This is a genomic window from Candidatus Bathyarchaeia archaeon (assembly GCA_041447175.1).
Taxonomy (GTDB): domain Archaea; phylum Thermoproteota; class Bathyarchaeia; order Bathyarchaeales; family Bathycorpusculaceae; genus JADGNF01.
Genome location: CP166960.1, coordinates 601,101 through 624,523 on the forward strand (window position 1 = coordinate 601,101; position 23,423 = coordinate 624,523).

A 23,423-nucleotide genomic window follows, 5' to 3' on the forward strand; every position below is an offset into this window, starting at 1 on the left:
TTATCTTTGTCTTGTTGAGTTCGAGCCACAGTTTTAACTTCCCTTTTTGAGGAGCTCCTGTTTTTCGGAGTCAGTGAGCTCTCGGTATCCTTGTCCGTTTATGACGATGATGTTGTAGTTGTTGCCGCTTGCTACGTCACGTTTCATTGCCGCGTTGACTGCGCGTGCGATGACTGGCAGGGCTTCTTCTACAGTCATGTCCGTTTTGAATTTGTCCTCTAAAACTCCGATTGCCAGCGGGGAGCCTGAACCTGTGCTGGTGACTGTTTCTTCGGTTACGCTGCCGTAAGGGTCTAAATTGTACAGGTGTGGTCCGGTGCTGTCCACGCCGCCAACTAGAATTTGCGCCATCAAGCCTCTTGCGGAGAAGAGCAGGTTGCTTGTCATGCGGGCTGCGGCGTTAATGGGCATGGGTCGGTTGAGGTTTATGCGGTAGAGTTGGGCGTTGGCAGTTATTATGTCAATGACTTTTTGGGCGTCGGCGACGCTGCCAGCGATGGTCATGCCGATGTGGTCGTCGATTTTGTAGACTTTTTTGCCCTGTTTATGTGCAACGTAGTAGCCCATTGTTACTCTTGTGTCGGAGGCTAAGATTACGCCGTCTTTGCAGACGACTCCAGTGGTTGTTGTCCCCTTAACTATTAACTGGTTAACTGCATTATTGCTTGCCATTTTAGTTTTGTCTCCCTAAAACTGAACTTGGGAATTCGCGTTGCGGAACGGAATTCCATCTGTAGGAAGTAGCATCATGTTATCTCTCCATGGGATTTATTAACATTACGGTAAGATGCATTGAATGAATAGACGCTTTTTTTGAGGTTTCAGTTGCGATTTTTTCGCCATAATCCCTTCATTTTTCGAAAAATGTCTGTTCTCCAGTGCTCTTTAGGCTGTGCCTTTAGATGTTTAGCCTTAAACTATGTATTTGCCAGTTGATTGCTCGAAATTGCGGACAATTTGCATAACCCGTTTAGGCGCTGCTGCTGCTTCCAGAGGCAAGTTTTTAAGCAGAATCCACGGCGATTTGCGCGCTAAAACCGTTGCTGCATGCTCCTCGCCAAAACACTTAGCTGCAACAACCACGACTTGGCGGCGCACTTCAACCTCCGACAACTCGCCTAACGCATGCAGGTACTCGTGAAGCAGCAGGTTGTAGGCTAAGGCGTTCATGGTTTGCTTGTCGCTCAGGGTGGCTTCCACAATTTCCACCAGGCGCCTATTCAAGACGATGTTGTTGGTGCCAACGGGGTAGTAAGCGCCCAGCTGTAATGGCAGATCATCCAAGAAGAGCATCATGCCGCCGCGGCGTTTCCTAAACGTGAAGTCCACGGTGTCTTTGACGGTTTGCCAGACTTCAGCGTAGCTAACTGCGTTTTCCAGCTGCTTAGCAAAGTTGGGTTCAGCGTTGGGTTGACTCAAAAACGTTCCACAAAGAAATCTGCACGGGGTAACCTTAAAACGTTCAGGTTTAAAAAAAGGAAACTGCCACACTTGGAGCGGAGTAGTCATATTTTATTAGTTGGAACGCTCTTCTGTTGCTTGAGGCGTGCCAGATGAAAACTGAATCAGAACTCTTGGAGCGGATTGTTGTGGACCCTAAAGTTATGAGTGGAAGACCCGTGGTGAAGGGTACGCGAATCACCGTGGAGCAGGTGTTAAAGCTGCTTGCCCAGAGTCTGTCGCCTAAAGAAATCCTCAAAGACTATCCTCACTTAACAAAAGATGACATATCTGCAGTGCTGCTTTACGCTGCTAAAGTTGCTGCCGAAGAAGAAGTCTTCCCAGTAACCATCCCGTGAGCTGGCTTTTTTGAAGTTTTTGGTTGACGAATGTACGGGCGTTTGGGTGTCTAAGAAGCTTGAACAGATGGGGTTTGATTCAGTATCCGTCCTTGAATGTATGAAAGGCGCTTCAGATGAAGACATAATTCAAAGAGCCATTAAAGAAAATCGAGTGCTAATCACTAACGATAAGTACTTTGGTCGGCTCGCAGAATTTCACAAACTACCTGGCATTATATTGTTAAGGTTGAAAGATGAAAGCATAGAAAACAAAGTCAAACTGGTTTCTTTCGCGGTTGCCGTTCATGGAAAAGCAGTTTTAGGAAATGTTATGGTTGTATCGGAGGAGAAGATAAGGGTACGGCGGATAAAGAAAAGCAAAAAAGCATAATCCAGCAAAAATCGCCGTTCGCCGTCACCTCGATTTGGATGTAAAATATCCTGTTCTTTTCAGAGAACAGACTGTTCCGCGGGGAGAGCTAACAGCGCCTTTTCTCTTTACTTTCACGGGGTCCTGCATGAATAAGCACATCGCAGTTATCTTCATCCTCGCCAACCTCATTACCTCATTAACGTTCACAGTTTATCCCGCAAAAGCAAGTCCCCAAACCATAATTGTACCCGACGATTATCCAAGCATTGCGGATGCAGTTGGCAACGCCACAGACGGCGCCACAATTTTCGTTAGGAAAGGAACCTATCAAGAACACTCAATTGAGATAAACAAAACGTTATCGCTTATAGGCGAAGCCCCCAATACCACCATAATAGAGGACATAGACCCTCAAGTGCTCGTACTTCCCACCCAACTTCTACCAGAAAACAGCGCACCAATCAAAATTGCCGCCGATAACATCAAAATCTCAGGCTTCACCCTCACCAACGGCGGCAACGGCATCTCAGGAACAGGCAGCCAGACACAAATAACCGACAACCTCATAACAGCACCATATGGCTGCATAAACCTCAAAGGCTCAAACATAACCATCACACAAAACATCATAGAAAATAACGCTAACGGTGGCCTCAGTGGTTATGGCATCAAATGCAATGGATACTACAACACAATTGCTTCAAACAGAATTACTGGACCAAACAACTATGCAATTACCATAGAACACGAAAGCTCCTTAAACGTAGTATGTAACAACACCATAGTAGATGCGGGCAGTATACACGTATACGGCAACAGAAACGTAGTTGCCAAAAATAGCCTAACTCATGGCGGCATCTCAATAGACGGAACATCTAACACTGTCTATTCAAACAGAATCGAAGGGTCTGGTTTTGGTCTTGTTGGCTATAACAATACTTTCTATGCGAACTACTTGACATACGCTGTAAACGTTGGAAGCAACGTAGAAGATGCAGCAAATAATATTTTTTACGATAATAACTTTGTCGGCAGTACACAAGTTGGGGGCTGGATCGGCGTACGTGGACCTAACTTTTGGGATAATGGTGTTGAGGGTAACTTTTGGAGCGATTATAACGGTACAGACAGCAACAACGACGGGATAGGCGATTTTCCATACACAATTGACGCTAACAATCAAGACAACTACCCACTTATGGCACCATATAACATAGACAGTGTAATCGCAGAACTGCCCGAATGGGCAAACACCTCGCCGCCAACACCGCCTTTTCCGACACCCACACCAAATTCGCCTCCAAACACCTCAACCTCAACAGCAACACCAAACCCAACCCAAATCACCCCAACTCTATCCACAATCGCAACACCCACGACTACACCAGCATTAACGAATTCAACTGAAGCATCTTCTTCGCCGTCCGTAACGCAGCAACCTTCCCCATCTACCTCCACACCGGCGGCAAGCGGCGGCGTAGGTTCGCCGGTGGATGGGTTGTGGATTGGGGTAGCAGTTGCCGTTGTTGTAGGCGTGGTGGTTGGGGTTTTGTTTAGACGAAAACGTTTGGGTGCCTAGTTTTTTTGGCGCCAGACTGCGCCGTTTCCCGCCTTTCTGTGCCTTTCCAAGCCGTTTCTTACCGCAACAAGAACCCAAATCGCGTGCTGAACTGAAAAAGCAGCCCAAAATGGGCTCCACAGAAAACATAGGGGAGGGGTAGTTGTTGAGCTACCGAAAGTCTCGGGAATCGTGTGCCTCCCTCTCGCGGGGTTCTTTGTTTAAAGGTGTGTTTAGCCAAACGGTTCTTCATCAAGTTCTAGTGTAGCCATGGCTGAAACGTGGAGAAGCAACAATAAAACCGCTAAAACGCTGACAACGCAAAATAGATAAATGACACCCGCGTCTGTCATAGACAAAAGGAGTAATCTGAATTGGCAAGCAATGTCGTAGTAAAAGACATTATGACAAAGAATGTTCCCGTAGTCCACAACGAAAACTCAATGCAGGAAGTTATCGACATGATGGTCAAAGACGACTTAAGCTACATGATGGTTGAAATGCAGGGCAAACCAACCGGCATCATGACTGAACATGACATCCTTGTCCGCCTTGTAAGCCAAGGGCTATCACCTAAATCAGTCATAGCCCGCATGGTCTACACCAACCCCATCTTCACCATCGACGAAGACGCCTCAATCGACGAAGCAGTTCAAATGATGAACCACTGGGGAGTCAAACACCTACCAGTCACTGGAAAACAAGGCGAACTCGTGGGCGTACTCACCGCAGACAACGTCATCCTCGAAGTTCCCTCAAAAATTCCTGAACTAACCGAACTCTGCCGCCCCGGCTACAAACGCGTAAGATAAACACTTCATCCTAACTGACCGACGTGAAAGCTTAGGCTCACAATTAAGAAAAAGTGGGCTTTGCCTCACCATTTTTTTTGCTCAAACACGCTGTGATAAACCCGTAGTATTCGGGTGAGGGTCGACCTGGGCGACTTTTGAATTCGCCATGAAACTGCGAAGCAAAGTAGAAGTATCGGTCAGGTAACTCAAGGGTTTCCATGCGTCTGCCGTCGGCGCTTTTGCCGGAGTAAACCATGCCGTTCTTGCTTAACACTTCCAAATAGTCCAAGTTCACTTCGAATCGGTGGCGGTGACGCTCATATGCCTCATCAGTCTTGTACAGGTTATATGCCATGGTGCCTTTCTCCAACTTTATTTTGTGTGCTCCCAAACGCATGGTGGCGCCTTTAGCTTCGATGCCGCGCTGTTCAGGCATCAAATCAATCACGGGGTGCGGTGTGTCGGGGTCAATTTCGGTGCTGTTGGCGCCTTTTAAGCCGCACACGTTGCGGGCAAACTCAATTGTGGCAATTTGGAAGCCGTAACAAATGCCCAAGAAGGGGATGTCGTTTTCTCGGGCAAATTTTGCCGCTGCCATTTTCCCTTCCGTTCCTCTGGGGCCAAACCCGTAGGGCACAAATATGCCGTCGAAGTTTTTGAGTTCGTTAACGCAGCCGGGGTTCTGCTCAAATTTTTCGGCTTCCATGTACGTTATGCAGACTTTGGCTTTGTTCGCAGCTCCACCGTGCCGCAGAGCCTCACTCATGCTCACGTAGCTGTCGGTTAACCCTGCATACTTGCCAATCAAGGCAATGTTTACTTCGTGTTCAGGCTTCACTGCGGCGTCAACAAACTTTTTCCAGGGCGCGAAGTCTGGTTTAGCACAGGTGTAGTTGAAGCGTTGGCAGATGAAGTCACCCATGCCTTGCCGGTCCAAGATAAGAGGCACTTGATAGACCGATTCTGCGTTGTAGCTGCAGAACACCGCGTTTTCGGGGATGGTGCCAAACAAGGCGATTTTGCGCAGGGCTTCTGCGTCAATCATCTTTTGGCTGCGGGCAACAATAATGTCAGGTTGAATACCGATGCGGCGCAACTCGTTAACGCTGTGCTGCAACGGCTTGGTCTTCATTTCCTGAGTCACATCTAAAATGGGAACCAACGCCACATGCACATAAAGCGTGTTTTCTGGGCCTTCTTCCAGACGCATTTGGCGGATAGCTTCCAGAAACGGTAGCCCCTCGATGTCGCCGACGGTTCCGCCTACTTCGGTGAGGACAACTTCAGCGTTGGATGTTTTGGCGATTTTGCGGAAGTGGTTTTTGATTTCGTTGGTTACGTGGGGGATGATTTGGACGCATCTGCCCAGAAAGTCGCCTTTGCGTTCTTTTTCTATGACTGCTTTGTAGATTGACCCTGTGGTTATGTTGTTTTCTTGTTTTAGACTCAAGTCCAAAAACCGCTCATACCATCCTAAGTCGAGGTCGGTTTCGCCGCCGTCGTCAGTGACAAAAACTTCCCCATGCATGTAGGGGTTCATGGTTCCTGCGTCAACGTTGACGTAGGGGTCAATTTTTATAACTGTGACTTTTACGCCGCGGCTTTGGAGCATTTTGCCAATTGAGCTGGTTAAGATTCCTTTGCCAACTGAGCTCAACACTCCTCCAGTAACAAAAAGGTACTTCACCATCCAGATTTCCCCGTTAATAGAGTACTCCTTTCGAGGAGAGTTAATTTAACTTTTTTGTGTGAACAGCTGAACAATTGTGCAGAAAACCCTCCCACTCAAAAACTGGGGCTTCCTGCAACAAACGCTTGTTCTTGGTTAAAGCCGTTGATGTCTGCGCCTTATACGGAATGCAACAATTATCAGCCACAATCCCAGCAACATAATAATTCCAGCCCACAAAGCGCCCCAGTTCACTGCCGCCTCGTAGTATATTGAGAAAAACAACGTCAAGCCGACAATGACAATCAGGATGCCCGCAAAAATGGTGCCCAAACCGCTTCGCTTCACGTAGTGTTCATGGTCGTAGTATTTTCTGTGCCAATTTGCGCCCCACTCTTCTTGCACAACGGCGGTATGCTGAAGGGGTGCAGCGCATTTGATGCAGACAACGGCGTCGTCAGGGTTTAGAGTTCCGCATTTTGTGCAGTAAACCATCTTTTCCGCGTCCTCTGTTATTCACGTAGAAGCAATCTGTTCATAAGATTTGTGGTGAACCTGAAGCATGCACGGGGCAATGTGGCTTGAATTTGGATAAAGCATATAATTGTTGTATACCATCCCATCAGCATTTATACAGTTGAGGTACGAAAATTGGGCGCTGCTAAACCTAAGATAACACGCAAAACAGTTCTGTTGCCCATCGTAGGTTTAGCCGCGTTTTTCCTCTACATCCTGATTTTCAATGTGGACTTCCTTGAAATTATAAACACTGCAAAAACCGCCAACCCCATTATTTACATCGCCGCCATAGCCGTTAGCCTTGTTGAAGTGTTCTTTTACGCCGTCTCTTGGCAACGCATACTCAAATACTTAAAAGTCAAGCTTTCCATTCTCAAGAGCTACCTGTTTGTGTGGTATGGCAACTTCATCGACATAATTATCCCCGCTGAATCCATAAGCGGCGAAGTCTGCCGAGTTTACCTCGTGAACCGCGAACAAGAAGGAACAAGCGGCAAAGTGGTCGCCTCTGTTGTCATCCAACGCTTGTTAGGCATGGGAATGAACGTTGTTTTCCTCATAGCCGGTATAGTTCTGCTGTACTTGGAGGCACAGGTAAAACCCCTGATTTTTAACCTCATCTTGTTCTTCGCAGCCGCAATCGTTGCAATTATGGTGTTGCTGCTGCTGATAAGCGTCAAGGAATCTTGGAGCAAAAAAATCATCAATGCACTAGTTCGCGTCGGCGAATTCATTACCCGTGGAAGATGGAAAAAACTGCGCCAAATCGAAGAGGAAGCGCTTAGAAACACTGCACTTTTCCATGACTCGGTTAAAGAATTCATACGCAAACCCCAAGCTCTTATCCTTCCAACATTGGCCATGGCGGTTAACTGGCTTTGCAGTCTTAGCGTGTCTTATCTTGTGTTTTTGTCGTTAGGCTTTGAGATTCCGTGGAGTGTAATCTTCATCACTGGATCCATTGTTGTAGCCGTAAAATCAATACCCATAGGCATACCCTTTGAAGTTGGGCTTCCCGAGATAACCATGACCACCCTCTACACCTCCATGCTGGGCATGCAGTACGCTCCGATATGTGCAACCGCCACAATTCTTAGCCGAATAATAACCCTCTGGCTCCGCTTTGCAATAGGGTTTGCTTCGCAGCAGTGGATAGAACTTCGCTCAACGTGGAACCACCAGAAAAATCCCCCGTTAGAAAAAACCTAAATTTTTCCTCAGTCTATTTGTGCCTGCTGCAAAATGACTTTACAAATAGAAACCGCGTCTGTTGCGCTTCTGGATGCCCTCTATGAGGTAGAAAAACAGTGTTTTAAAGCGGAAGCCTTCTCTAAACAGCAAATACGCTACCTTCTTTTGGACTACAACGCCTTCAGTCTTGTCGCAAAAGTTGATGGTCAAGTTGCAGGGTTTGTTATTGGGCGGCTTGATTGGGTTCAAAATCAACCTGTAGGGCACATAATGACTCTTGATGTCTTGCCTTGTTACCGGCGGGCAGGGGTCGCTGAGCGGTTGATGGTTAAGCTTGAAGAACTTTTTCGATTAGGTGGCGCATTGGAATGCCGCTTGGAAGTGCGTGTCGATAATGTTGCTGCGTTGAATCTTTACTTTAAGTTGGGGTACCGCATGATTGGGGTTCTTGAAAACTATTATGAGTCAGCGCATGGGTTTTACCTTAAAAAGAACCTGAAGAGAGTAGATTCTGAAAATTCAACTGAAAAGTGAACGGAAAAGTATTAAATACAAACCCTTAAAAAATAGTTAAACATTTACATACTGGGGGCAAATGGAGATTTGTCCAAGCGACAGACCAACGAGCAAGCACTTGTGAGGACGATAGTAGTTTTAATTCGGAATACAACGTGGCGTTGCGGCAAACTCGAACGCTCCATCGTCAAACACCTCCACAAGCGTCATGAGAACTTTGGAAACTCCGAAATGTCAGTCAATGATATGATGTGTAACTTGAATCTGGCAGGAGAGAAAAGAAACGAGTTTCTGGATGCTCTTAGACGTTTAGAAAAACGCAACATAGTAAAGCTGCTATAAAAACAGAAACAGAAAAAAGCTTGTCCTCAACAAGCCCCTTTTTATTTTACCTGCTTCTTAGCACATCCAATCCACATTTTTACTATTTTAGGAGAAACCCCAAGTTTTTCCGACAAAACCTCCGCATCTGCAGCAGCCAACTCTTGCAAGTTATTTATGCCGTTAGCTTTGAGTTGTTCAGCCCTTTTTGCGCTGATGCCTCGTATCTGACCAAACCCTGTGTCTTCTGCTGGTGAAGCTGCATTTTGAGCAGACGCGGCATCCGCTGGAACTGGGGTGGGACACACATCTTCTTGTTCCTGTTCGGTTTCAGGAGCCTGAATAGTAGCTGCTGTAACCAGTGTCTCAGGCTCTACTTTTGGTTCCTCAATGATGACCTTTGGTTCTTCAACTTGGGTCTTTTCATCTTCGGGGGTGCTTTGTGGGTCTGAAGCTTCCACCGTCGGAGTGGTCATTGGCGGTTCTTCAATTGGGGTTTCGACTGCGGGGGCAGGTGTTTGTTGAGTGACTGGTGTGGGTGGTTCAGGGTTGACGACTGGAGTCTGCATCACTTGGGCAACATCGTTTCTTGGTTTTAACGCATAGCCTCCGACAAGGGCGATTGCTCCAACAATTGCCGTCACTGCACCGTACAGTAAATCTTCTGGAGTAATCACGAAGGTGATTGCCGTTAACGCAAATAATACTATTGCTAAACCGTATAAAGCGTAATCTAAGCGCATAGTCATTTTCCCCAGCCCATGTATCTTATGAATTACTTAAATAATTTTCTCCTAAACCTCGCCGACCCCTTTGTTTACTCCTTAAGGAGTTGCTCCTCGCTTGGCGGCTGCTTAATCAAGCCCTGCTTCATCAGCAACTGGGTGGATTCTCGGGCGTTGCGAATAATGGCGCTTGCACGCTCGTACAGTTCCTGTCTGCTGGGTTTAACCCTTGCAACACCCTGCTCAATAGACTTCAACGCGCAAGCAACGGCTTCCCGCGGAAACACTTCCCACTCCTCCATACGCGGCAAAATATCCTTTTCCGTTATGCCTCGCTCCTCAGCAAAATTCGCCAACTCCTGCGCCGCAGCAATACACATGTCATCCGTGATGGTTTTGGCTTTAACATCAAGCACTCCACGAAAGATGGCGGGGAACCCAAGGCTGTTGTTGACTTGGTTGGGGAAGTCGTTTCTGCCCGTGGCAACAATGCGGGCGCCCGCTTCTTCTGCTTCCCAAGGCCAAATTTCAGGAATCGGGTTAGCGCACGCGAAAACAACTGCGTTGTCTGCCATGGTTTTTATCCATTCAGGTTTGATGGTGCCTGGTCCAGGTTTGGAAGCAGCAACCACCGCATCTGCCCCTTTGAAGGCTTCGGCGATGTCGCCGGTTCTGCCTTCTGCGTTGGTTTTCTGGGTTAGTTCAAACTTCCATGGGTCGTCTTCTTTGGTTATGTCGGTTCTGCCTCGGTGAACGATGCCTTTGGTGTCGACAAGCATAATGTTGCCTGCCTTTACGCCCCACCTTATCAACACGTATGCAGTGCGGATGTTGGCTGCCCCTGAACCAACCAACGTAATTAGTGCGTCCTGCGGTTTTTTGCCGACAAGCTTGAAGCTGTTCATCAAGCCCGCCAAAATCACCGTTGCCGTTCCCTGCTGGTCATCATGCCAAACAGGAATCTGTAGCCTGTCGCGAGCTTTTTCTAAGGCGTAGAAACATTTGGGTTTCTCAATGTCCTCCAAGTTTATGCCGCCAAAAGACGGCTCCAGCAACTCGCAGGTTCGGATAATCTCGTCGGGGTCTTTAGTTTTTAGGCATATGGCAACAGCGTCTACTCCGCCTAAAAACTTGAACAGCATCGCTTTGCCCTCCATGACAGGCATCGCTGCTTCAGGCCCAATGTTGCCCAGTCCCAGCACTCGGGTTCCGTCTGAGACGATGGCGACGCTATTCCAGCGGTTGGTTAACTCAAACGATTTCTCAGGGTCCGCCTGAATTATCCTGCAAGGCGCTGCGACGCCCGGAGTGTACCAGATGGCGAAGTCGTCAGGGCTGGTTATGGCGCATCGAGGCATGACCTGCATTTTGCCTTCGTAGAAACGGTGCATTGCAGGGGCAAGCTGCGCGGGTTTTTTGGCTTTCGCCAGTAATTCTTCAACAGTCGGTTTAGGTGTTTCTTGGTTAACCATGAAATAACGCCTTGTTCACGGAATGAAAACCTGCGTGCAGTTAAAAGTTTTCCTACAATGCCCTGAAAAAGGCAAGCTGCATTTTATTTTGTCTCTTGTTTCTCGGCTTCAAGCAAACTGCCCGAACGATACCCCTCTAAATCCGCTGTAACATACCTAAAGCCCAACTGCTTCAGCTTGCAGACGATTTGGTCAAAAGCCTCAACATCACAGAGCATGGCTCTTTCGTCTTTACCTACCTCTATGCGTGCAAGTCCGTTGTGGTCTCGGACACGAAGCTGCTCAACATGCACGATTTGCTTGATTGCCTGCTCCGCCGCTGCGATTCGGTCCAGTTTCTCTTTAGTTATCCTTTCATGGTATGGGATTCTGGAGGCTAAGCAGGGCTGCGGACGTTTGTCATGAACCGAAAGCCCCATCGCCTTCGCTAAAGCCCGTATTTCGCTCTTAACATATCCGCTTTCAACCCATGGACTGTACACTTTTTCCAGTTCTTGTACCGCTTGGAACCCGGGTCGGTGGTCTGTGAGGTCGCTGAAGTTTGTGCCCTCAAAAACCACATCTAAACCAAGTTTTTCAGCCGTGCAAAGTAGTTTTTTAAGGAGTTCTTTTTTGCAGAAGTAACATCGGTTCTCGGGGTTTAGGCAGAACTCCTCATTTGTCAATTCGTCTGTTTCAACAGTGACTTGTTTGATGCCTATTTCCCGTGCTACCTCTTGCGCTTCCGCCAGTTCCTTGGCGGTGTATGTGGAGGATTTCGCCGTGACCGCAACCGCCCTATCACCCAGCAACCTGTGGCACACCGCCGCCAACGTTGCGCTGTCCACTCCACCAGAAAAGGCAATAACCGCGCCGTTTTCTCCTTTGTCCTTAATGAAACGTTCTATCGCCTCATACTTTGCTTCTGCATCTTTCATTGGGGTCACTTTGTTTGGAAGGTTTCTCGAGCTTTTGCCATGACTATTTCTGAAATTTCCCTTAAGGGCGTGTTGGTGGCGTTTGCTATCCGCTTGATGTCCTCGTACTCGGGTTTAACATGAAATGCTCTGCCCTGGCTGTCTTTTGTGACTTTCACGTTCACTCGCTCCTGCATCCCCTTCAGAAACATATCCATCTGATGCACTTCACGATTTAGGATGTGCCGCTCACAAAACGTAACCCTCACCCCCAAGGTGCCCGTTTCCGCCATCAACACGCGTGATAGGCGTCCGCTGTCTTTTTTGTCGGCAATCACTTTGAGGATTTGCCCGGGACGGTTCTTTTTGGTGAACATGGGTGTTATGCTTACGTCTTTGGCGCCTTCCCCCAGAAGCTTCTCCAACGTGTAGCCTAAGGTTTCTCCTGTCACGTCGTCAACATTGGTTTCTAAAACGGCGATTTCGTCTTTCAAAAGGTCTTCCTCAAACGCTTCGCCAACCGTTATCCGTAGAACATTAGCCATTTCGGGGAACTCTTTGGTTCCTGCGCCGTAACCTACCTTTAAAGGAGTCATGGCGGGGTAGAAGCGGCTAACCTCATCCACCACGTTCACTAAGATTGCGGCTCCTGTGGGCGTAGCCAATTCTGACTCTATGGGTCCGCCTTTGAGGGGAAATCCGTTTGACTGGAGGATAGCTAACGCGGCTGGGGCAGGGGAAGGGACGATGCCGTGAGAGAACCTGTTTGTGCCGCCTCCAACGGCTACGGGTGTGCAGTAAATTTTTGCGTCAAACAATCCAAGGTCATCCATTGCAACTGCCGAACCGACAATTTCTGCGGGCGTGTCCACCAAGCCGATTTCGTGCAGGTGTGTTTCCGCCGCGAAAGTGAGCCCGTGGATGCTTGCTTCGGTGTTGACCAATGTGCGGATTGTTTTGGAGGCGAATTGGTTTGCTTTCTTCGACAAGCAAAGGTTTGCCGCGCTTTTTTCCACGATGTCGATGAGGTTTTGCCCGTTTGATTTTGGGGTGACTTTAGCGGTGGTGTCGATTTGTGTGGCTTTGAATCCCCGACGCATAACCTTTTTTGCTTCCACTTGGATGCCTTCATAGCCGTAAGCGGGGTTTTCGAGGGTTTTTATGGCGGAAACAACTTTGCCTGTGTCTGCTCCAAGGTCAACTAAGGTTCCTAAAAACATGTCCCCTGCGACGCCTGCCGTTTGGCAGTCAATAACAACCACTTTGTTAGAGTTGACTTTTTGGTTGACACACATGGAGTTTCCTCTTCAGAAGGTAACCATATAAATAATATATGACTTGTGTGTCTGAAAAAGTGTCCGTTGCGTATGCTTATGTTGACTCTAAAAGAAGTGCTTGAGAAGGTCGAGAAAAATGAACTCTCCGTTGATGAAGCGGAGCGGTTGCTGCGTTTTCTTGCCATCCACGAAGTTGGGACATTGGCAAAAATTGATGCCAACAGGGAATTGCGTAACGGGATGCCTGAAATCATCCTCGGAGAAGGAAAAACCACCATCGACATCCAAAAAATCGCTTTAAAAATGCTCAATCAATCGGGCAGGGCAATCGTTAGTCGTTGTTCCCCCGAGCAAATACAGGCATTACGCCAAGCTGCCCCCCAAGAGGCGAACTTGCAGGTCTGTGAAAAACCCCGAATGGTCATCCTTAAAGCGAAAGATTTCGCGGTCAAAAAAACTGGCGGAAAAATCGGCATCATAACGGCAGGAACCTCCGACATAGCCGTAGCGGAAGAAGCCAAAATCATCGCTGAAGAAATGGGAGGCGAAGTCTTCACCATTTACGATGTGGGTGTGGCTGGTATCCACAGGTTGCTTGAGCCGCTTAGGGATTTGATGCTTAAAGATGTGGATTGTATTGTGGTCGTTGCAGGTAGAGAGGGTGCTTTAGCTTCGGTGGTTGCAGGTTTGGTCGATGTGCCTGTGATTGCAGTTCCAACCTCCAACAGCTATGGGTTTGGCGAGAAAGGCGTCAGCACCTTGATGGCTATGCTTCAGTCTTGCTCTCTGGGCTTAGCTGTCGTTAACATTGATGCGGGTGTGTCTGCGGGTGCTGTGGCTATGTTAATTGCTAATCGGGCAGCTAAATTCCGAAAATCCTCTGAACCCTGATTTTGGAAAGATAAAAGGTAAAAACAGGTTGAATTGAAGAAAGAAAGCATAAAAAATTATGCTTTATTGGTTTTAGTATCTGCGGTCTCTGTAGCCGCCGCCACCACCACGTCGGTCACGTCCACCGTAACCTCCGCCGCCGCGTCGGTCGCCTCCATAGCCGCCACCGCCGCCGAAACCTCTACCTCCGCCGCTTCTGCCTCGGTAAGGTCTACGTTCTTGTTCGTATGTTTTGCTGGACACGTTGTTTTCCGTGTTCACTTCTGCGGTGATGGGTTCGGGTGCGTTTTCGAGTTGACCATATTTGCCTATGTTTAGGCGCATGTTGCCCTTGAAGAGTGTAACGTAACCGTTTTCAACGCGGATGGTTTCTTCCTCGTTGACTTTGGTGATGTTGTCGTCCCATAGGGTAAGGTAAATTACGCCTGTTTCGTCTCCAACTAATGCATCGCAGACTCTGTGAGCAGAGCCATCTCTGCCTATTGGAATGTCACGTATTTCACTTTTGGAAACAACTTTGGCTGTGACGTTTACCGCCTTTGATTGTGGGGTCAGTTCGCCGACTTTGGCTTCAACTGGTTGTGGTCGCTTGTTTTCGAAAAATCCTTCTACTGCCAATCTGATTCAACACCTTGTAGTTTGTAGGACAGACAAAAGTAGCTTGGCGGCTATTCTTAAGGTTTGCGGTAAAACGGTGCCTACAACGAAAAAACTCTTCTGAATAGCGGACAAATATGTATAATGTGACGTTCACCACGTGTAATCTTTGAATCAGCATTGCATTGAACGGGTAGAATTAAGAACGGTGCCAAGCCGTTTTGCCTATTAATGAGGACTGCCTAAAAGAGTTATGGCAAAAAAACCCTTCGCTACTTCCCTTTTGCTTGTCGCCCTGATTCTCCTACTTTGCATAAGCCTCATCATGGTTTCCCTAAACCAAGGCAACCCAAACGACACTTCAGCATCGAAAACTTTGGACTACTCCATCCTCAACACTTATCCCCATGACCACAACGCCTTTACCGAAGGACTAATCTACAGCGATGGGTTTTTGTATGAAAGCACGGGTTTAAACGGCTTCTCCACGCTGCGACAAGTTGACCTACAGTCGGGGGAGATTCAGCGAAACATTTCGCTCCCTGACCAGTTTTTCGGCGAAGGGCTTACAATCGTGGATGAAAACCTAATCCAACTTACCTACCGCTCGCACATGGGTTTTGTTTACGATAAGACCTCTTTTGCTTTGCTGCGAAATTTCACTTATCCAACGCAGGGTTGGGGGCTCACCTATGACGGTACATTTTTAATAATGAGCGACGGGTCCAGCACCCTCCATTTTCTTAACTCAACAACGTTTGAAGAAGTCGCGCAGGTTCATGTCCAAGACGGGAACACCGCCATTTCCAAACTTAATGAGCTTGAATACGTTAATGGCGAAGTGTATGCAAACATTTTTGAGCAGTCCACAATCGCCGTAATCAACCCCGAAACGGGTCAAGTTAAAGCTTGGATAGATTTGACGGAGCTACAGAAAGCTAACCGCTCAAAAGGGGAAGACGTATTAAACGGCATCGCCTACGACGCGGCAAATGACCGGTTGTTTGTTACTGGCAAATTTTGGTCGCGACTTTACGAAGTTAAGCTGGTTTGGGAAAATAACTGATTTTCCTGTTTCGCTGGCGATTTGGTGATTGCGGTTTAGGCTGGTTCTGATTCAAACACCTACCTGTACATTTGAGGTGCTTTCCTGCCACAAAATCTGTGGACAAACATCTTAAGAAACCCACTAAGAATTGGCTGGTTTAGCTTTGGAAATCTGCATGGAACACAACGGTATCGCCTGCAGCATCAAAGTCAATTGAAAAATTCGTTTTGGTTCTTGGCGATTAATTTCAATGTGTGTTTGCCTTTTTGGGCTGCTTTGTGTGTTCCTCATTTGTTTTCTTTTTTGTTCTTGATTTCAATTTTTCAGAATCGATGACGCGATAACCAAAAACGCTATTACCAATAGATGTGTAATATTATGCAGCGTCACCTTCTAGGAGAGGTGGAAACTGTACAAGTTCGGCTGCCTAGCTGGCTTACATTTTGTTTCTCGAAAACTTATCATGCAGAGCAAGGAGACTCTGCAGAAGAGAGGTAAATCTGTTTCCCGTAAAAGAAGGTCTTCTGCCGTTTTTCCCTACCGAACCCTAAATAGTCCTGATACTTTGCTTGATGTTTTGGAGGGAACCAAAGATAGCGTAATGGCTCTGGACCATAAATGGGCAATCATCTATGTTAACACTCATCAAGCAAAAGCTATGGGTTACAAGCCCTCTGACATGATTGGCAAAAACCTTTGGCGGCTTTTACCTGTTCTTCTCGGAACTGAAGTTGAGAAATGCTTTCGTGAAGTGATGGTGAAACGTGAACCTGTCCACTTTGAATTGGAGGGCTTCTATAAAACGGGGTTTTTTGAACTCAACATATCCCCAATAAACCGTGGAATAGTGGTCTACACTCGTGACATGACTGAAAGCAAAAAAATTGAAGCGGCTATGCGTCAAAGTGAGGAGCGGTTTGCTAAGACTTTTCATTTTAGTCCTGCGGCGTTGTTTATTTCTCGGCTTGTGGATGGTTTTTTGATTGATGTTAACGATAGTTTTCTTAAAATTATGGGTTTCAAATATGATGAAGTTGTCGGACACTCCGCTTTTGACCTTAATGTTTACCCTGACTCAGAGACCCGTAGGGAAGCAGTTCGTATTTTACACTCAAAGCAAAGTCTACACGACTTTGAGATAACGGTGCGAACGAAAACTGGGCAGCCAATCACGGTTCTTGCTTCAATTGACAAAATTGACCTTGATGGGCAAGAATACGTCTTGGGCGCCTTCATCGACATAACTACTCGTCAAAAAGCTGAAGAAGCCCTGCGTCAAAGTGAGGAGCGGTTAAGGATGGCGCAACGTATGGCGCGGATGGGCAGTTGGGAATTTCTTGCAAAAGAGAACAAGGCGTTTTGGTCGGCTGAATTGTTTCGAATTTTCAATTTACCCATTTCAACTTATGGCCCAACAATTGAAGAATATCGAAAATTTATCTACCCCGAAGACCGCGAATCCATGACAAAAATCATTCGCGCTTTCTACTCACAAAACCGCCACGTTAATGACACTATCAATTTTGATTATCGTGTTGTTTTGGGTAACGGTTTAGTGCGTGTTTTGCATACGGAGCGCCTGATTAAAGAGGTTGACGAAAATGGGACGCCGACCCTAATATTGGGTATTGAACAGGATATAACTTCGCGGAAAAGAATTGAGCTTCAACTTGAGCAGTACAGTAAACATTTGGAGCAGCTTGTTGAGGAACGCACAAAACAGCTTAAGGATGCCGAGCGTCTGGCGACTATAGGCGCAACAGCTGGTATGGTTGGGCATGATATTCGGAATCCGTTACAGGCAATAATTAACGAGTTATATCTCACAAGAGCTGCCATCGCGAGTTCCGTGGATGTGCCAAGTAAACCCGCGGCGTTAGAGAGTGTAGGTTTTATTCAAGAACAGGTTGATTACATAAACAAAATTGTTTCTGACCTTCAGGATTACGCTCGACCCATTAAGCCCGTGATAAGTGAAGTTGCAGTGGAGGCTTTGCTTGCGGATTCATTGTCAACCCTTGCTGTGCCCGACGATGTTGAAGTGGTGATGTGTATCGGAAAATCTTCCTTGAAAATTGAAACGGACCCCATGCTTTTAAAACGTATTATTGTGAACTTGGCTACAAATGCGGTTCAGGCGATGCCTAACGGGGGAAAGTTGACGGTGAGTGCGAACATTGATGAGCGGAGGCAAAAAGTCGTTTTAAGTGTTGAGGATACCGGTGTGGGTATTCCGCTGGAGGCGCAGGGGAAGCTTTTCACGCCGCTTTTCACCACCAAATCTAAGGGTCAAGGCTTTGGTTTAGCGGTCGTGAAGCGTTTGACCGATGCTCTTTGTGGAGAAATTCGTTTTGAAACCCTTGAAGGAAAAGGTACAAAGTTTACTGTCGAGTTTCCTGCAACGCAGTCTCTATTTTTCGAAAATTGATGACCGTTTGCTGCATGTGGCGCGTTCTATCTTCTTTTTTGTTTTGTTGTGAAACATATTTGCAGTATTGAAGTTGAAATCATAACTTATATTAGATGTTACCTGATGAGTGTGGATGTATGTGCAGTGTTCACGGTAAATATTGCGCAAACAACTAATTCGGCGTGATAGGCAATGGTGGGAGTTCCTGTTGACTTAAACGACAAAATTCGTGTCTTACATGTGGATGACGACCCCTTCATCCTGGAGGTTTCAAAACAAATCCTTGAATACGAAGGCAATTTTCAAGTTGAAACTGCTTCCTCAGTTGACCAAGCCTTAAAAAAACTGAACTCTCAATCTTTTGACGCAATAGTTTCCGACTACGAAATGCCCCAAAAAACTGGGCTTCAATTTCTCGAGCAAATTCGCGCCCAAAAAAACGAAATAGCTTTTGTGATGTTCACGGGACGCGGGCGTGAAGAGGTTGCTGTGAAGGCGTTAAATTTAGGGGCTGACCGTTACATCAACAAAAACGGCGACCCGGAGGCGGTTTACTGTGAACTACGTTACGCGATAACTAAAATTGTGGAGCGTAAAAAAGCAAGGCGCATGCTAATCAATGACGCCAAGAAAATCAATGAGCTTAACGAAAAACTGCGTGTTGTGGGGAGCTTATCCCGGCATGATGTCCGCAATAAACTTGCTTTCTTAAATGGGCATGTGTTTCTGCTAAAGAACAAACTCAAACAAGACCCTGAAGCCAATAAGCATCTGTGTGCCATTGAACTTGCTTCAAAACAGATTGTAGAGTTACTCGAGTTTGCGCATCTTTACGAACGGCTAGGCGTTGAAGAGTTAACGTATTTGGATGCCGAGAAATGTGCCGACGCTGCTTGGGTCCTTTTTTCGGACCTGAAAGGGGTGTATTTAAAAAATGAGTTGCAGGGGTTAGTTGTTTTGGCGGATTCTTTGCTTAGGCAACTGTTTTACAATTTGATTGACAACACCATTAAGCATGGGGGTAAAGCCACACAGATACGCCTTCGATATGAGGATGATGGTTCAGTGGTGCGGTTGTTTTACGAGGATGACGGCGTAGGGATTTCAGAGGATTTGAAGGGGCGTTTGTTTGAAGAGAAAAGTATCCGAGAGCTTAATCATGGGTTGTATATGGTGCGTAGGCTTTGTGACGCGTACGGTTGGACAGTTAATGAAACAGGTGTTTCTGGTCGGGGCGTGCAGTTTGTGGTTTGCCTACCGCGGGGTTTAGTGAAGTGTGTTTGTAGTTCGCCTGAGGTGCTGCCTGTTTCTTCATGTTCTCCTGATGCGGTTATGTTTTAACGTGGGGAAACGTCGTGTGTTTTGTACGAGGCGTGTTTTGTTGGTGTTTTTGGCAAAAGTTGCTGTGTTCATGTAAAATTGCGTGGTTTATGTAAAAACTGTGTTCTGCTTCATTTTATCCTCGGAGCCAGTTACCTCACGCGGCAGCCATTTATGTAAAAAACAGACCATAACACAAAAAAACACCCCTTTGATTGACGAATTTTTGTTCAATACAAGTTAAATCCAAGTATGACCATATGTATATTTGCAGGTCAAGGAGCACGCTTTAACTGCGATGCATTGAAGCAAAGAGCGCATCGGTTCAAACAGCGAAAAACCGATACGCGACCAAGACTGTGCTTCAATGGGCTGGACAAGCTATGTTGCATTGAGACAATGAGCGTCATGACCAAAACGGTGAAAGGTCATGTTGCGACAAAAACAATGCCTCAGTGGACCGCGAACATAACTAAGGCTTAGGCTTGGCCTGCACTACTTCTTCAAGCATCATTTGGCTCTGTATTTTTGATTTTTTTCCTTTCTGTTGCTGAGGCTTCTTTGGGCGTCAGAAGTGTTGTTTGCTGGAGAAGAGTATATCTCTAAGCTGTCGCCAACTAATACACTGCAAATGTGCATGTAGTTGTATAGGTTACCAGTATGTGCCCAGTGAACAAGTCTTACCGAACTCCCCACAACCGCATTAAAATCCTCGTTAAAGAAGCCAAGCAAATGGTTAACGGACCATATTACTGTCCCCAATGCAAAAAAGAACTCCTGCAAATCTTAGCTGACCCAAACAAAAAAGAAGTTTTCGCCGTTTGTAAATGTGGCATCGAAGAAAAAATGACGTACGCCCCAGTTTTCCAACCCATAGATTACTACAGCAAATTCATGGACCTCTACAAGAAACGTCTCTTCATGCTAAGACAGCAACAGTACAAGGACCAACAAGCTCAACAAGCCAACAAGACCAAAACGCCCTAGTTTTTCTTTTCCCGTTTGTCTCCTTTTGGCATAATAATCGCATCATCAATTGGTCCATAAGGCACACTTTTGCCCTCTAAAAACTGTTTTCCAACGTATGCACAAGTCACCGCGTCCAATTCGTGGTCGCTCAAGCCTCGCTTTAAGCCGCCAATCCCAAGTGCCTCAAGCCCAACCTGTAACTTGTCCAATCCCTGCTTTTTTCTGGGAATCCCCAACACGTCCTGCGCCCCTCCTGGATAAGCTTCAATGACTTTGAAACCGCTGCTTTCCAAAATGTTCCTCAACGCGATGCCTCGGGCGGTTAGTTTCCGCATGGGTCCAAGGGTTAAGGGAAAGAATCGTATGCCCCGTCTCTGGAGTTCTTTGTCGCTCTCCCGCAGGTGGGGTCCTGTTCTTTCTTCCAAGGTTTTGCGTCCAGGCGGCAAACTGAGCGGTGCATCGATGGCTACCACTTGGGGGTTTGCTTGGATTATTTTTGCCAGGGTCTCTTGGTCTTTGTAAGTATGTGTTGTTTCTGCATAAAGCCCCGTGAGTATGCAAAAGCCTGTAGGTCGGGTTTCTGCCCCCGCTAAATCCAAGCCGACAACAGTCAATGGCTTCATCGATGCAAAAACGTGTTGCACATATATTTTAGTTGCCTCCAACTAAACTGCACGTCGGGTTCTCAAGGTTTTTTAGAGCCGCCGCAGACTCTTGCAGCCATGCATGAAAGTCTGGTCTGGCAAAGGCGCCTGCTCCAAAACGGCGTTCGACTGCTTCTTTACCCCAAGCCCTCTGCTTTGACAGCGCAGTTTTCCGTTGCCGTGCAGTACGGCTCAAACGACGACACCGACGAGCAGGCAGGGGCGGCGCATTTTTTGGAGCACATGCTGGCGGGTGGTTCTCCCCGAAGGATTGATTTATCTCGCGAAGTTGAGCGCCTTGGTGGTTCAGCGGATTTCTCCACTAACCATGAATACACTTTATGTTCAGCCGATGTCATGCCCAGCAAACTATCCGCGGCTACACGCGTTTCCTCTGAGTTGTTTTCTGACCTTTGCTTTTGTGAGGAACAGTTCAATTCAGAGCGGGAAATAATTCTGCATGAACTTGCGGAATTGGAAGATGACCCCCGCGAAAAGGTCAGCGAAATGCTTGTAGAATGCCTGTTCAAAACGCATCCTGTAAGGCGTCCTGTTGGTGGCTACACAAAAACAGTTCGGCAGCTTTCTTTAGATGCTCTGTCGGATGTTTTTCGGCAACGTTATGTTCCGCAGAATTTAATTCTAATTTTAACTGGAAACTTTTCCGAAAAAGATGTTGCCGTTGCCGAGGAGGATTTTTGCTGCCTGCCACAGTTTCCGGCATCCGCAAAATTAACGCAGGACTCCGAATGGGGTGCCCCAGAAAAGTTAGCGGCTAAAACCAAAGCGGGACTTTCCCAAACTTACCTTAGCATTGGTGCCCGAACAACTTGTATGGCGCATCCGGATGTTCCCGCGTTGGATTTGCTTAATGTGGTGCTTGGGGCGGGTGCAAGTTCACGTTTGTTCATTGAGCTGCGGGAAAAACGGGGGCTCACCTACGATGTGGGAACCTCGCAGGTTGAAGGCTCCGATTTTGGCTACCTATGCATCAACTGTGCCGTCAAGCAGAGCCGCGTTGACGATGCCCAACGGCTTATTCGAGTTGAACTCTCGCGGCTAAGAAACGAAAACGTGCCTGAAGAGGAGTTGAATAAGGCGAAAGACATGATTTTAGGCGACATATTTCGCGGGGTGGACAACGCGCAAAGCTGTCCCGAAATTTTGACACTTATGGAGATTCAGTTTGGCGACGAACACGCGTTGTTGGATTATGTTAATCAAGTTAGAGTAGTTACCGCCATTGAAGTGCGGGATGTGGCTAACAAGTACCTGCAAGAAGACCAGCTTGCAACAGCTGTTTTGACGTCCAAAAACTAAACACAAAAAATACAGCTACTTTCTCTTCTTCAAACTCAAATGGGAAACGGTAGAGGAGAAGGGGTCTATCGGAAACGTAGCTTTTCTACCCTTAGAAAAAAGCTAAAACAACAAACTTTTCCTGCACGAAAAACAAAAGAAGAAAAAAGGGTTTATGCGTTTTGCTCAGCTTTTTTGAGCAGTATTGTCCAGCGTTCATCTGTCCAGCGCTGAATTTCATCCAGCACATATTTGTTCTTTGGGTTGAACAGGTGACGATATCTGCCTTGCCCTTTGAGGTAGTCAGTGACGGGACGCTTTTTCTGTGGCGCCAAAGAAATCAGTTTGCTCGGTGTGGACAGCGTGTATTGACCGTTCACGACCTCGTAGAGAGGGAAGACACAGGATTCAACTGCCAATTTTTCGTATTCGATGGATTTTGCGGATTCGCTTCTCCAGCCTCTGGGGCACGGAGCAAACACGTGTAGGAATGCTGGGCCTTCAACTTCGAGGCCTTTGCGGACTTTTTGCAGCATATCCTTCCAGTAGTATGGCGTAGCGGATGCAACGTATTCCATGTTGTGTGCGACCATGATGTCGGCGATGGGTTTTTTGTGTTGAAGCTTGCCAGGCATTACTGAACCTGCGGGGGTGGTTGTGGTTGCTGCCCCCATGGGGGTTCCTCCGCTGCGTTGAATGCCTGTGTTCATGTAGCCTTCGTTGTCGTAGAGTACGAAAAGGAAGTCGTGTCCGCGTTCTACGGCGCCTGAAAGTGCCTGTAATCCAATGTCAAAGGTTCCGCCGTCTCCTGCAATGGCGATGACATCAACGTGTTCTTGCAGTTTGCCCTTCTGTTTGAGTATCCGAAGGGCTGCATCGATGCCTGAGGCGTTTGCTGCGGAAGTTTCAAAGGCGGTGTGTAGCCATGGAACTGCCCAAGACGTGTATGGGTAAATTGAGCTTACAACTTCCATGCAGCCTGTTGCTTCAGTAACGATGGTTGGTCCCCTTGTCGCCTTCATGATCATGCGAAGTGCGTTTGCTGGTCCGCAGCCGGCACATGCGCGATGTCCAGGAAGGAAAAGGTCTGGTTTTTCGGCGATTTCTTTTGCGGTGAATTTCCATTCTTGAGTTGTTGCCATTTTCTTTTCCT

The 23,423-nt window shown here is 47.1% G+C and carries 24 protein-coding genes; 13 read left to right on the forward strand and 11 right to left on the reverse strand.

Annotation, left to right across the window (positions count from 1 at the left end; translation table 11 throughout):
- Window positions 1-33: 33 nt before the first annotated feature.
- The gene (gene psmB, locus ACBZ72_03090; GenBank protein XES77870.1) at window positions 34-672 is read right to left on the reverse strand and encodes an archaeal proteasome endopeptidase complex subunit beta; all 639 of its coding nucleotides are present in this window, start codon (window positions 670-672) and stop codon (window positions 34-36) included.
- 240 nt (window positions 673-912) lie between these two features.
- Complete coding sequence (locus ACBZ72_03095) at window positions 913-1,419, reverse strand: hypothetical protein (protein XES77871.1); 507 nt, start codon at window positions 1,417-1,419, stop codon at window positions 913-915.
- 134 nt (window positions 1,420-1,553) lie between these two features.
- Here ACBZ72_03095 and ACBZ72_03100 point away from each other — a divergent pair, with 134 nt between their 5' ends.
- The 4 genes from ACBZ72_03100 to ACBZ72_03115 all read left to right on the forward strand — a co-directional run bounded on the left by ACBZ72_03100 (window position 1,554) and on the right by ACBZ72_03115 (window position 4,524).
- Window positions 1,554-1,799, forward strand: coding sequence for a DUF433 domain-containing protein (locus ACBZ72_03100; protein XES77872.1), 246 nt, complete (start codon window positions 1,554-1,556; stop codon window positions 1,797-1,799).
- Window positions 1,800-1,818: 19 nt separating this feature from the next.
- Entirely contained in the window at window positions 1,819-2,172 is a 354-nt protein-coding gene (locus ACBZ72_03105) for a DUF5615 family PIN-like protein (protein ID XES78644.1), read from the forward strand.
- 127 nt (window positions 2,173-2,299) lie between these two features.
- Window positions 2,300-3,733 carry a nitrous oxide reductase family maturation protein NosD gene (locus ACBZ72_03110; protein ID XES77873.1) on the forward strand — a complete coding sequence of 478 codons (1,434 nt, stop codon included), beginning with the start codon at window positions 2,300-2,302 and terminating at the stop codon, window positions 3,731-3,733.
- A 353-nt stretch (window positions 3,734-4,086) separates the two neighbouring features.
- Window positions 4,087-4,524 (forward strand): cyclic nucleotide-binding/CBS domain-containing protein, encoded by a 438-nt coding sequence (locus ACBZ72_03115; protein ID XES77874.1) that lies wholly within the window; start codon window positions 4,087-4,089, stop codon window positions 4,522-4,524.
- A 43-nt stretch (window positions 4,525-4,567) separates the two neighbouring features.
- Here the strand turns inward: ACBZ72_03115 and ACBZ72_03120 are convergent, their stop codons facing one another.
- A complete protein-coding gene (locus ACBZ72_03120) occupies window positions 4,568-6,196 on the reverse strand; it encodes a CTP synthase (protein ID XES77875.1) in 1,629 nt (542 codons plus the stop codon).
- Window positions 6,197-6,331: 135 nt separating this feature from the next.
- Window positions 6,332-6,670 (reverse strand): zinc-ribbon domain-containing protein, encoded by a 339-nt coding sequence (locus ACBZ72_03125; protein XES77876.1) that lies wholly within the window; start codon window positions 6,668-6,670, stop codon window positions 6,332-6,334.
- A 156-nt stretch (window positions 6,671-6,826) separates the two neighbouring features.
- Between ACBZ72_03125 and ACBZ72_03130 the strand changes: the two genes are divergently transcribed.
- The 3 genes from ACBZ72_03130 (at window position 6,827) to ACBZ72_03140 (ending at window position 8,743) form a co-directional block, all read left to right on the forward strand.
- A complete protein-coding gene (locus ACBZ72_03130; protein XES77877.1) occupies window positions 6,827-7,903 on the forward strand; it encodes a lysylphosphatidylglycerol synthase transmembrane domain-containing protein in 1,077 nt (358 codons plus the stop codon).
- A gap of 33 nt (window positions 7,904-7,936) precedes the next feature.
- A complete protein-coding gene (locus ACBZ72_03135) occupies window positions 7,937-8,419 on the forward strand; it encodes a GNAT family N-acetyltransferase (GenBank protein XES77878.1) in 483 nt (160 codons plus the stop codon).
- Window positions 8,420-8,488: 69 nt separating this feature from the next.
- Window positions 8,489-8,743: a hypothetical protein gene (locus ACBZ72_03140; GenBank protein XES77879.1), complete on the forward strand. Its 255-nt coding sequence runs from the start codon at window positions 8,489-8,491 to the stop codon at window positions 8,741-8,743.
- 41 nt (window positions 8,744-8,784) lie between these two features.
- Here the strand turns inward: ACBZ72_03140 and ACBZ72_03145 are convergent, their stop codons facing one another.
- From ACBZ72_03145 to larC, 4 genes are all read right to left on the reverse strand, one after another.
- Window positions 8,785-9,471 (reverse strand): helix-hairpin-helix domain-containing protein, encoded by a 687-nt coding sequence (locus tag ACBZ72_03145; GenBank protein ID XES77880.1) that lies wholly within the window; start codon window positions 9,469-9,471, stop codon window positions 8,785-8,787.
- A 68-nt stretch (window positions 9,472-9,539) separates the two neighbouring features.
- Complete coding sequence (locus ACBZ72_03150) at window positions 9,540-10,919, reverse strand: NADP-dependent malic enzyme (protein XES77881.1); 1,380 nt, start codon at window positions 10,917-10,919, stop codon at window positions 9,540-9,542.
- A gap of 83 nt (window positions 10,920-11,002) precedes the next feature.
- Complete coding sequence (gene larE, locus ACBZ72_03155; protein ID XES77882.1) at window positions 11,003-11,836, reverse strand: ATP-dependent sacrificial sulfur transferase LarE; 834 nt, start codon at window positions 11,834-11,836, stop codon at window positions 11,003-11,005.
- Window positions 11,837-11,841: 5 nt separating this feature from the next.
- Window positions 11,842-13,110: a nickel pincer cofactor biosynthesis protein LarC gene (gene larC, locus ACBZ72_03160; protein XES77883.1), complete on the reverse strand. Its 1,269-nt coding sequence runs from the start codon at window positions 13,108-13,110 to the stop codon at window positions 11,842-11,844.
- Between the two features lie 78 nt (window positions 13,111-13,188).
- Here larC and larB point away from each other — a divergent pair, with 78 nt between their 5' ends.
- Entirely contained in the window at window positions 13,189-13,983 is a 795-nt protein-coding gene (larB, locus tag ACBZ72_03165; GenBank protein ID XES77884.1) for a nickel pincer cofactor biosynthesis protein LarB, read from the forward strand.
- 72 nt (window positions 13,984-14,055) lie between these two features.
- Here larB and ACBZ72_03170 read toward each other — a convergent pair whose 3' ends face one another.
- On the reverse strand, window positions 14,056-14,601 hold the full coding sequence (locus ACBZ72_03170) for a single-stranded DNA-binding protein (GenBank protein ID XES77885.1): 546 nt from the start codon (window positions 14,599-14,601) through the stop codon (window positions 14,056-14,058).
- A 232-nt stretch (window positions 14,602-14,833) separates the two neighbouring features.
- On the opposite strand from ACBZ72_03170, the gene ACBZ72_03175 reads away from it, so the two are divergent.
- From ACBZ72_03175 to ACBZ72_03190, 4 genes are all read left to right on the forward strand, one after another.
- Window positions 14,834-15,646 (forward strand): glutaminyl-peptide cyclotransferase, encoded by an 813-nt coding sequence (locus ACBZ72_03175; protein XES77886.1) that lies wholly within the window; start codon window positions 14,834-14,836, stop codon window positions 15,644-15,646.
- 445 nt (window positions 15,647-16,091) lie between these two features.
- Window positions 16,092-18,056: a PAS domain S-box protein gene (locus tag ACBZ72_03180; protein XES77887.1), complete on the forward strand. Its 1,965-nt coding sequence runs from the start codon at window positions 16,092-16,094 to the stop codon at window positions 18,054-18,056.
- A gap of 174 nt (window positions 18,057-18,230) precedes the next feature.
- Window positions 18,231-19,379 carry a response regulator gene (locus ACBZ72_03185; protein ID XES77888.1) on the forward strand — a complete coding sequence of 383 codons (1,149 nt, stop codon included), beginning with the start codon at window positions 18,231-18,233 and terminating at the stop codon, window positions 19,377-19,379.
- Window positions 19,380-20,018: 639 nt separating this feature from the next.
- On the forward strand, window positions 20,019-20,345 hold the full coding sequence (locus tag ACBZ72_03190; protein ID XES77889.1) for a hypothetical protein: 327 nt from the start codon (window positions 20,019-20,021) through the stop codon (window positions 20,343-20,345).
- On the opposite strand, the gene ACBZ72_03195 is transcribed toward ACBZ72_03190, so the two are convergent.
- Window positions 20,342-20,992: a DUF429 domain-containing protein gene (locus tag ACBZ72_03195; GenBank protein XES77890.1), complete on the reverse strand. Its 651-nt coding sequence runs from the start codon at window positions 20,990-20,992 to the stop codon at window positions 20,342-20,344. The two genes, ACBZ72_03190 and ACBZ72_03195, sit on opposite strands and share 4 nt — an antisense overlap.
- A 57-nt stretch (window positions 20,993-21,049) precedes the next feature.
- Here ACBZ72_03195 and ACBZ72_03200 point away from each other — a divergent pair, with 57 nt between their 5' ends.
- Window positions 21,050-22,291, forward strand: a complete 1,242-nt coding sequence (locus ACBZ72_03200; GenBank protein ID XES77891.1) for a M16 family metallopeptidase — start codon at window positions 21,050-21,052, stop codon at window positions 22,289-22,291.
- 152 nt (window positions 22,292-22,443) lie between these two features.
- Here the strand turns inward: ACBZ72_03200 and ACBZ72_03205 are convergent, their stop codons facing one another.
- The gene (locus tag ACBZ72_03205; GenBank protein XES77892.1) at window positions 22,444-23,412 is read right to left on the reverse strand and encodes a thiamine pyrophosphate-dependent enzyme; all 969 of its coding nucleotides are present in this window, start codon (window positions 23,410-23,412) and stop codon (window positions 22,444-22,446) included.
- Between the last annotated feature and the right edge of the window lie 11 nt (window positions 23,413-23,423).

Excerpts from the sequence above, each read along its gene's own strand:
- psmB (XES77870.1), bottom strand. The coding sequence starts at position 672 with ATGGCAAGCAATAATGCAGTTAACCAGTTAATAGTTAAGGGGACAACA.
- ACBZ72_03100 (XES77872.1), top strand. The coding sequence starts at position 1,554 with ATGAAAACTGAATCAGAACTCTTGGAGCGGATTGTTGTGGACCCTAAA.
- ACBZ72_03110 (XES77873.1), top strand. The coding sequence starts at position 2,300 with ATGAATAAGCACATCGCAGTTATCTTCATCCTCGCCAACCTCATTACC.
- ACBZ72_03120 (XES77875.1), bottom strand. The coding sequence starts at position 6,196 with ATGGTGAAGTACCTTTTTGTTACTGGAGGAGTGTTGAGCTCAGTTGGC.
- ACBZ72_03125 (XES77876.1), bottom strand. The coding sequence starts at position 6,670 with ATGGTTTACTGCACAAAATGCGGAACTCTAAACCCTGACGACGCCGTT.
- ACBZ72_03135 (XES77878.1), top strand. The coding sequence starts at position 7,937 with ATGACTTTACAAATAGAAACCGCGTCTGTTGCGCTTCTGGATGCCCTC.
- ACBZ72_03145 (XES77880.1), bottom strand. The coding sequence starts at position 9,471 with ATGACTATGCGCTTAGATTACGCTTTATACGGTTTAGCAATAGTATTA.
- ACBZ72_03150 (XES77881.1), bottom strand. The coding sequence starts at position 10,919 with ATGGTTAACCAAGAAACACCTAAACCGACTGTTGAAGAATTACTGGCG.
- larE (XES77882.1), bottom strand. The coding sequence starts at position 11,836 with ATGAAAGATGCAGAAGCAAAGTATGAGGCGATAGAACGTTTCATTAAG.
- larC (XES77883.1), bottom strand. The coding sequence starts at position 13,110 with ATGTGTGTCAACCAAAAAGTCAACTCTAACAAAGTGGTTGTTATTGAC.
- larB (XES77884.1), top strand. The coding sequence starts at position 13,189 with ATGTTGACTCTAAAAGAAGTGCTTGAGAAGGTCGAGAAAAATGAACTC.
- ACBZ72_03175 (XES77886.1), top strand. The coding sequence starts at position 14,834 with ATGGCAAAAAAACCCTTCGCTACTTCCCTTTTGCTTGTCGCCCTGATT.
- ACBZ72_03180 (XES77887.1), top strand. The coding sequence starts at position 16,092 with ATGCAGAGCAAGGAGACTCTGCAGAAGAGAGGTAAATCTGTTTCCCGT.
- ACBZ72_03185 (XES77888.1), top strand. The coding sequence starts at position 18,231 with ATGGTGGGAGTTCCTGTTGACTTAAACGACAAAATTCGTGTCTTACAT.
- ACBZ72_03190 (XES77889.1), top strand. The coding sequence starts at position 20,019 with ATGTGCCCAGTGAACAAGTCTTACCGAACTCCCCACAACCGCATTAAA.
- ACBZ72_03200 (XES77891.1), top strand. The coding sequence starts at position 21,050 with ATGCATGAAAGTCTGGTCTGGCAAAGGCGCCTGCTCCAAAACGGCGTT.
- ACBZ72_03205 (XES77892.1), bottom strand. The coding sequence starts at position 23,412 with ATGGCAACAACTCAAGAATGGAAATTCACCGCAAAAGAAATCGCCGAA.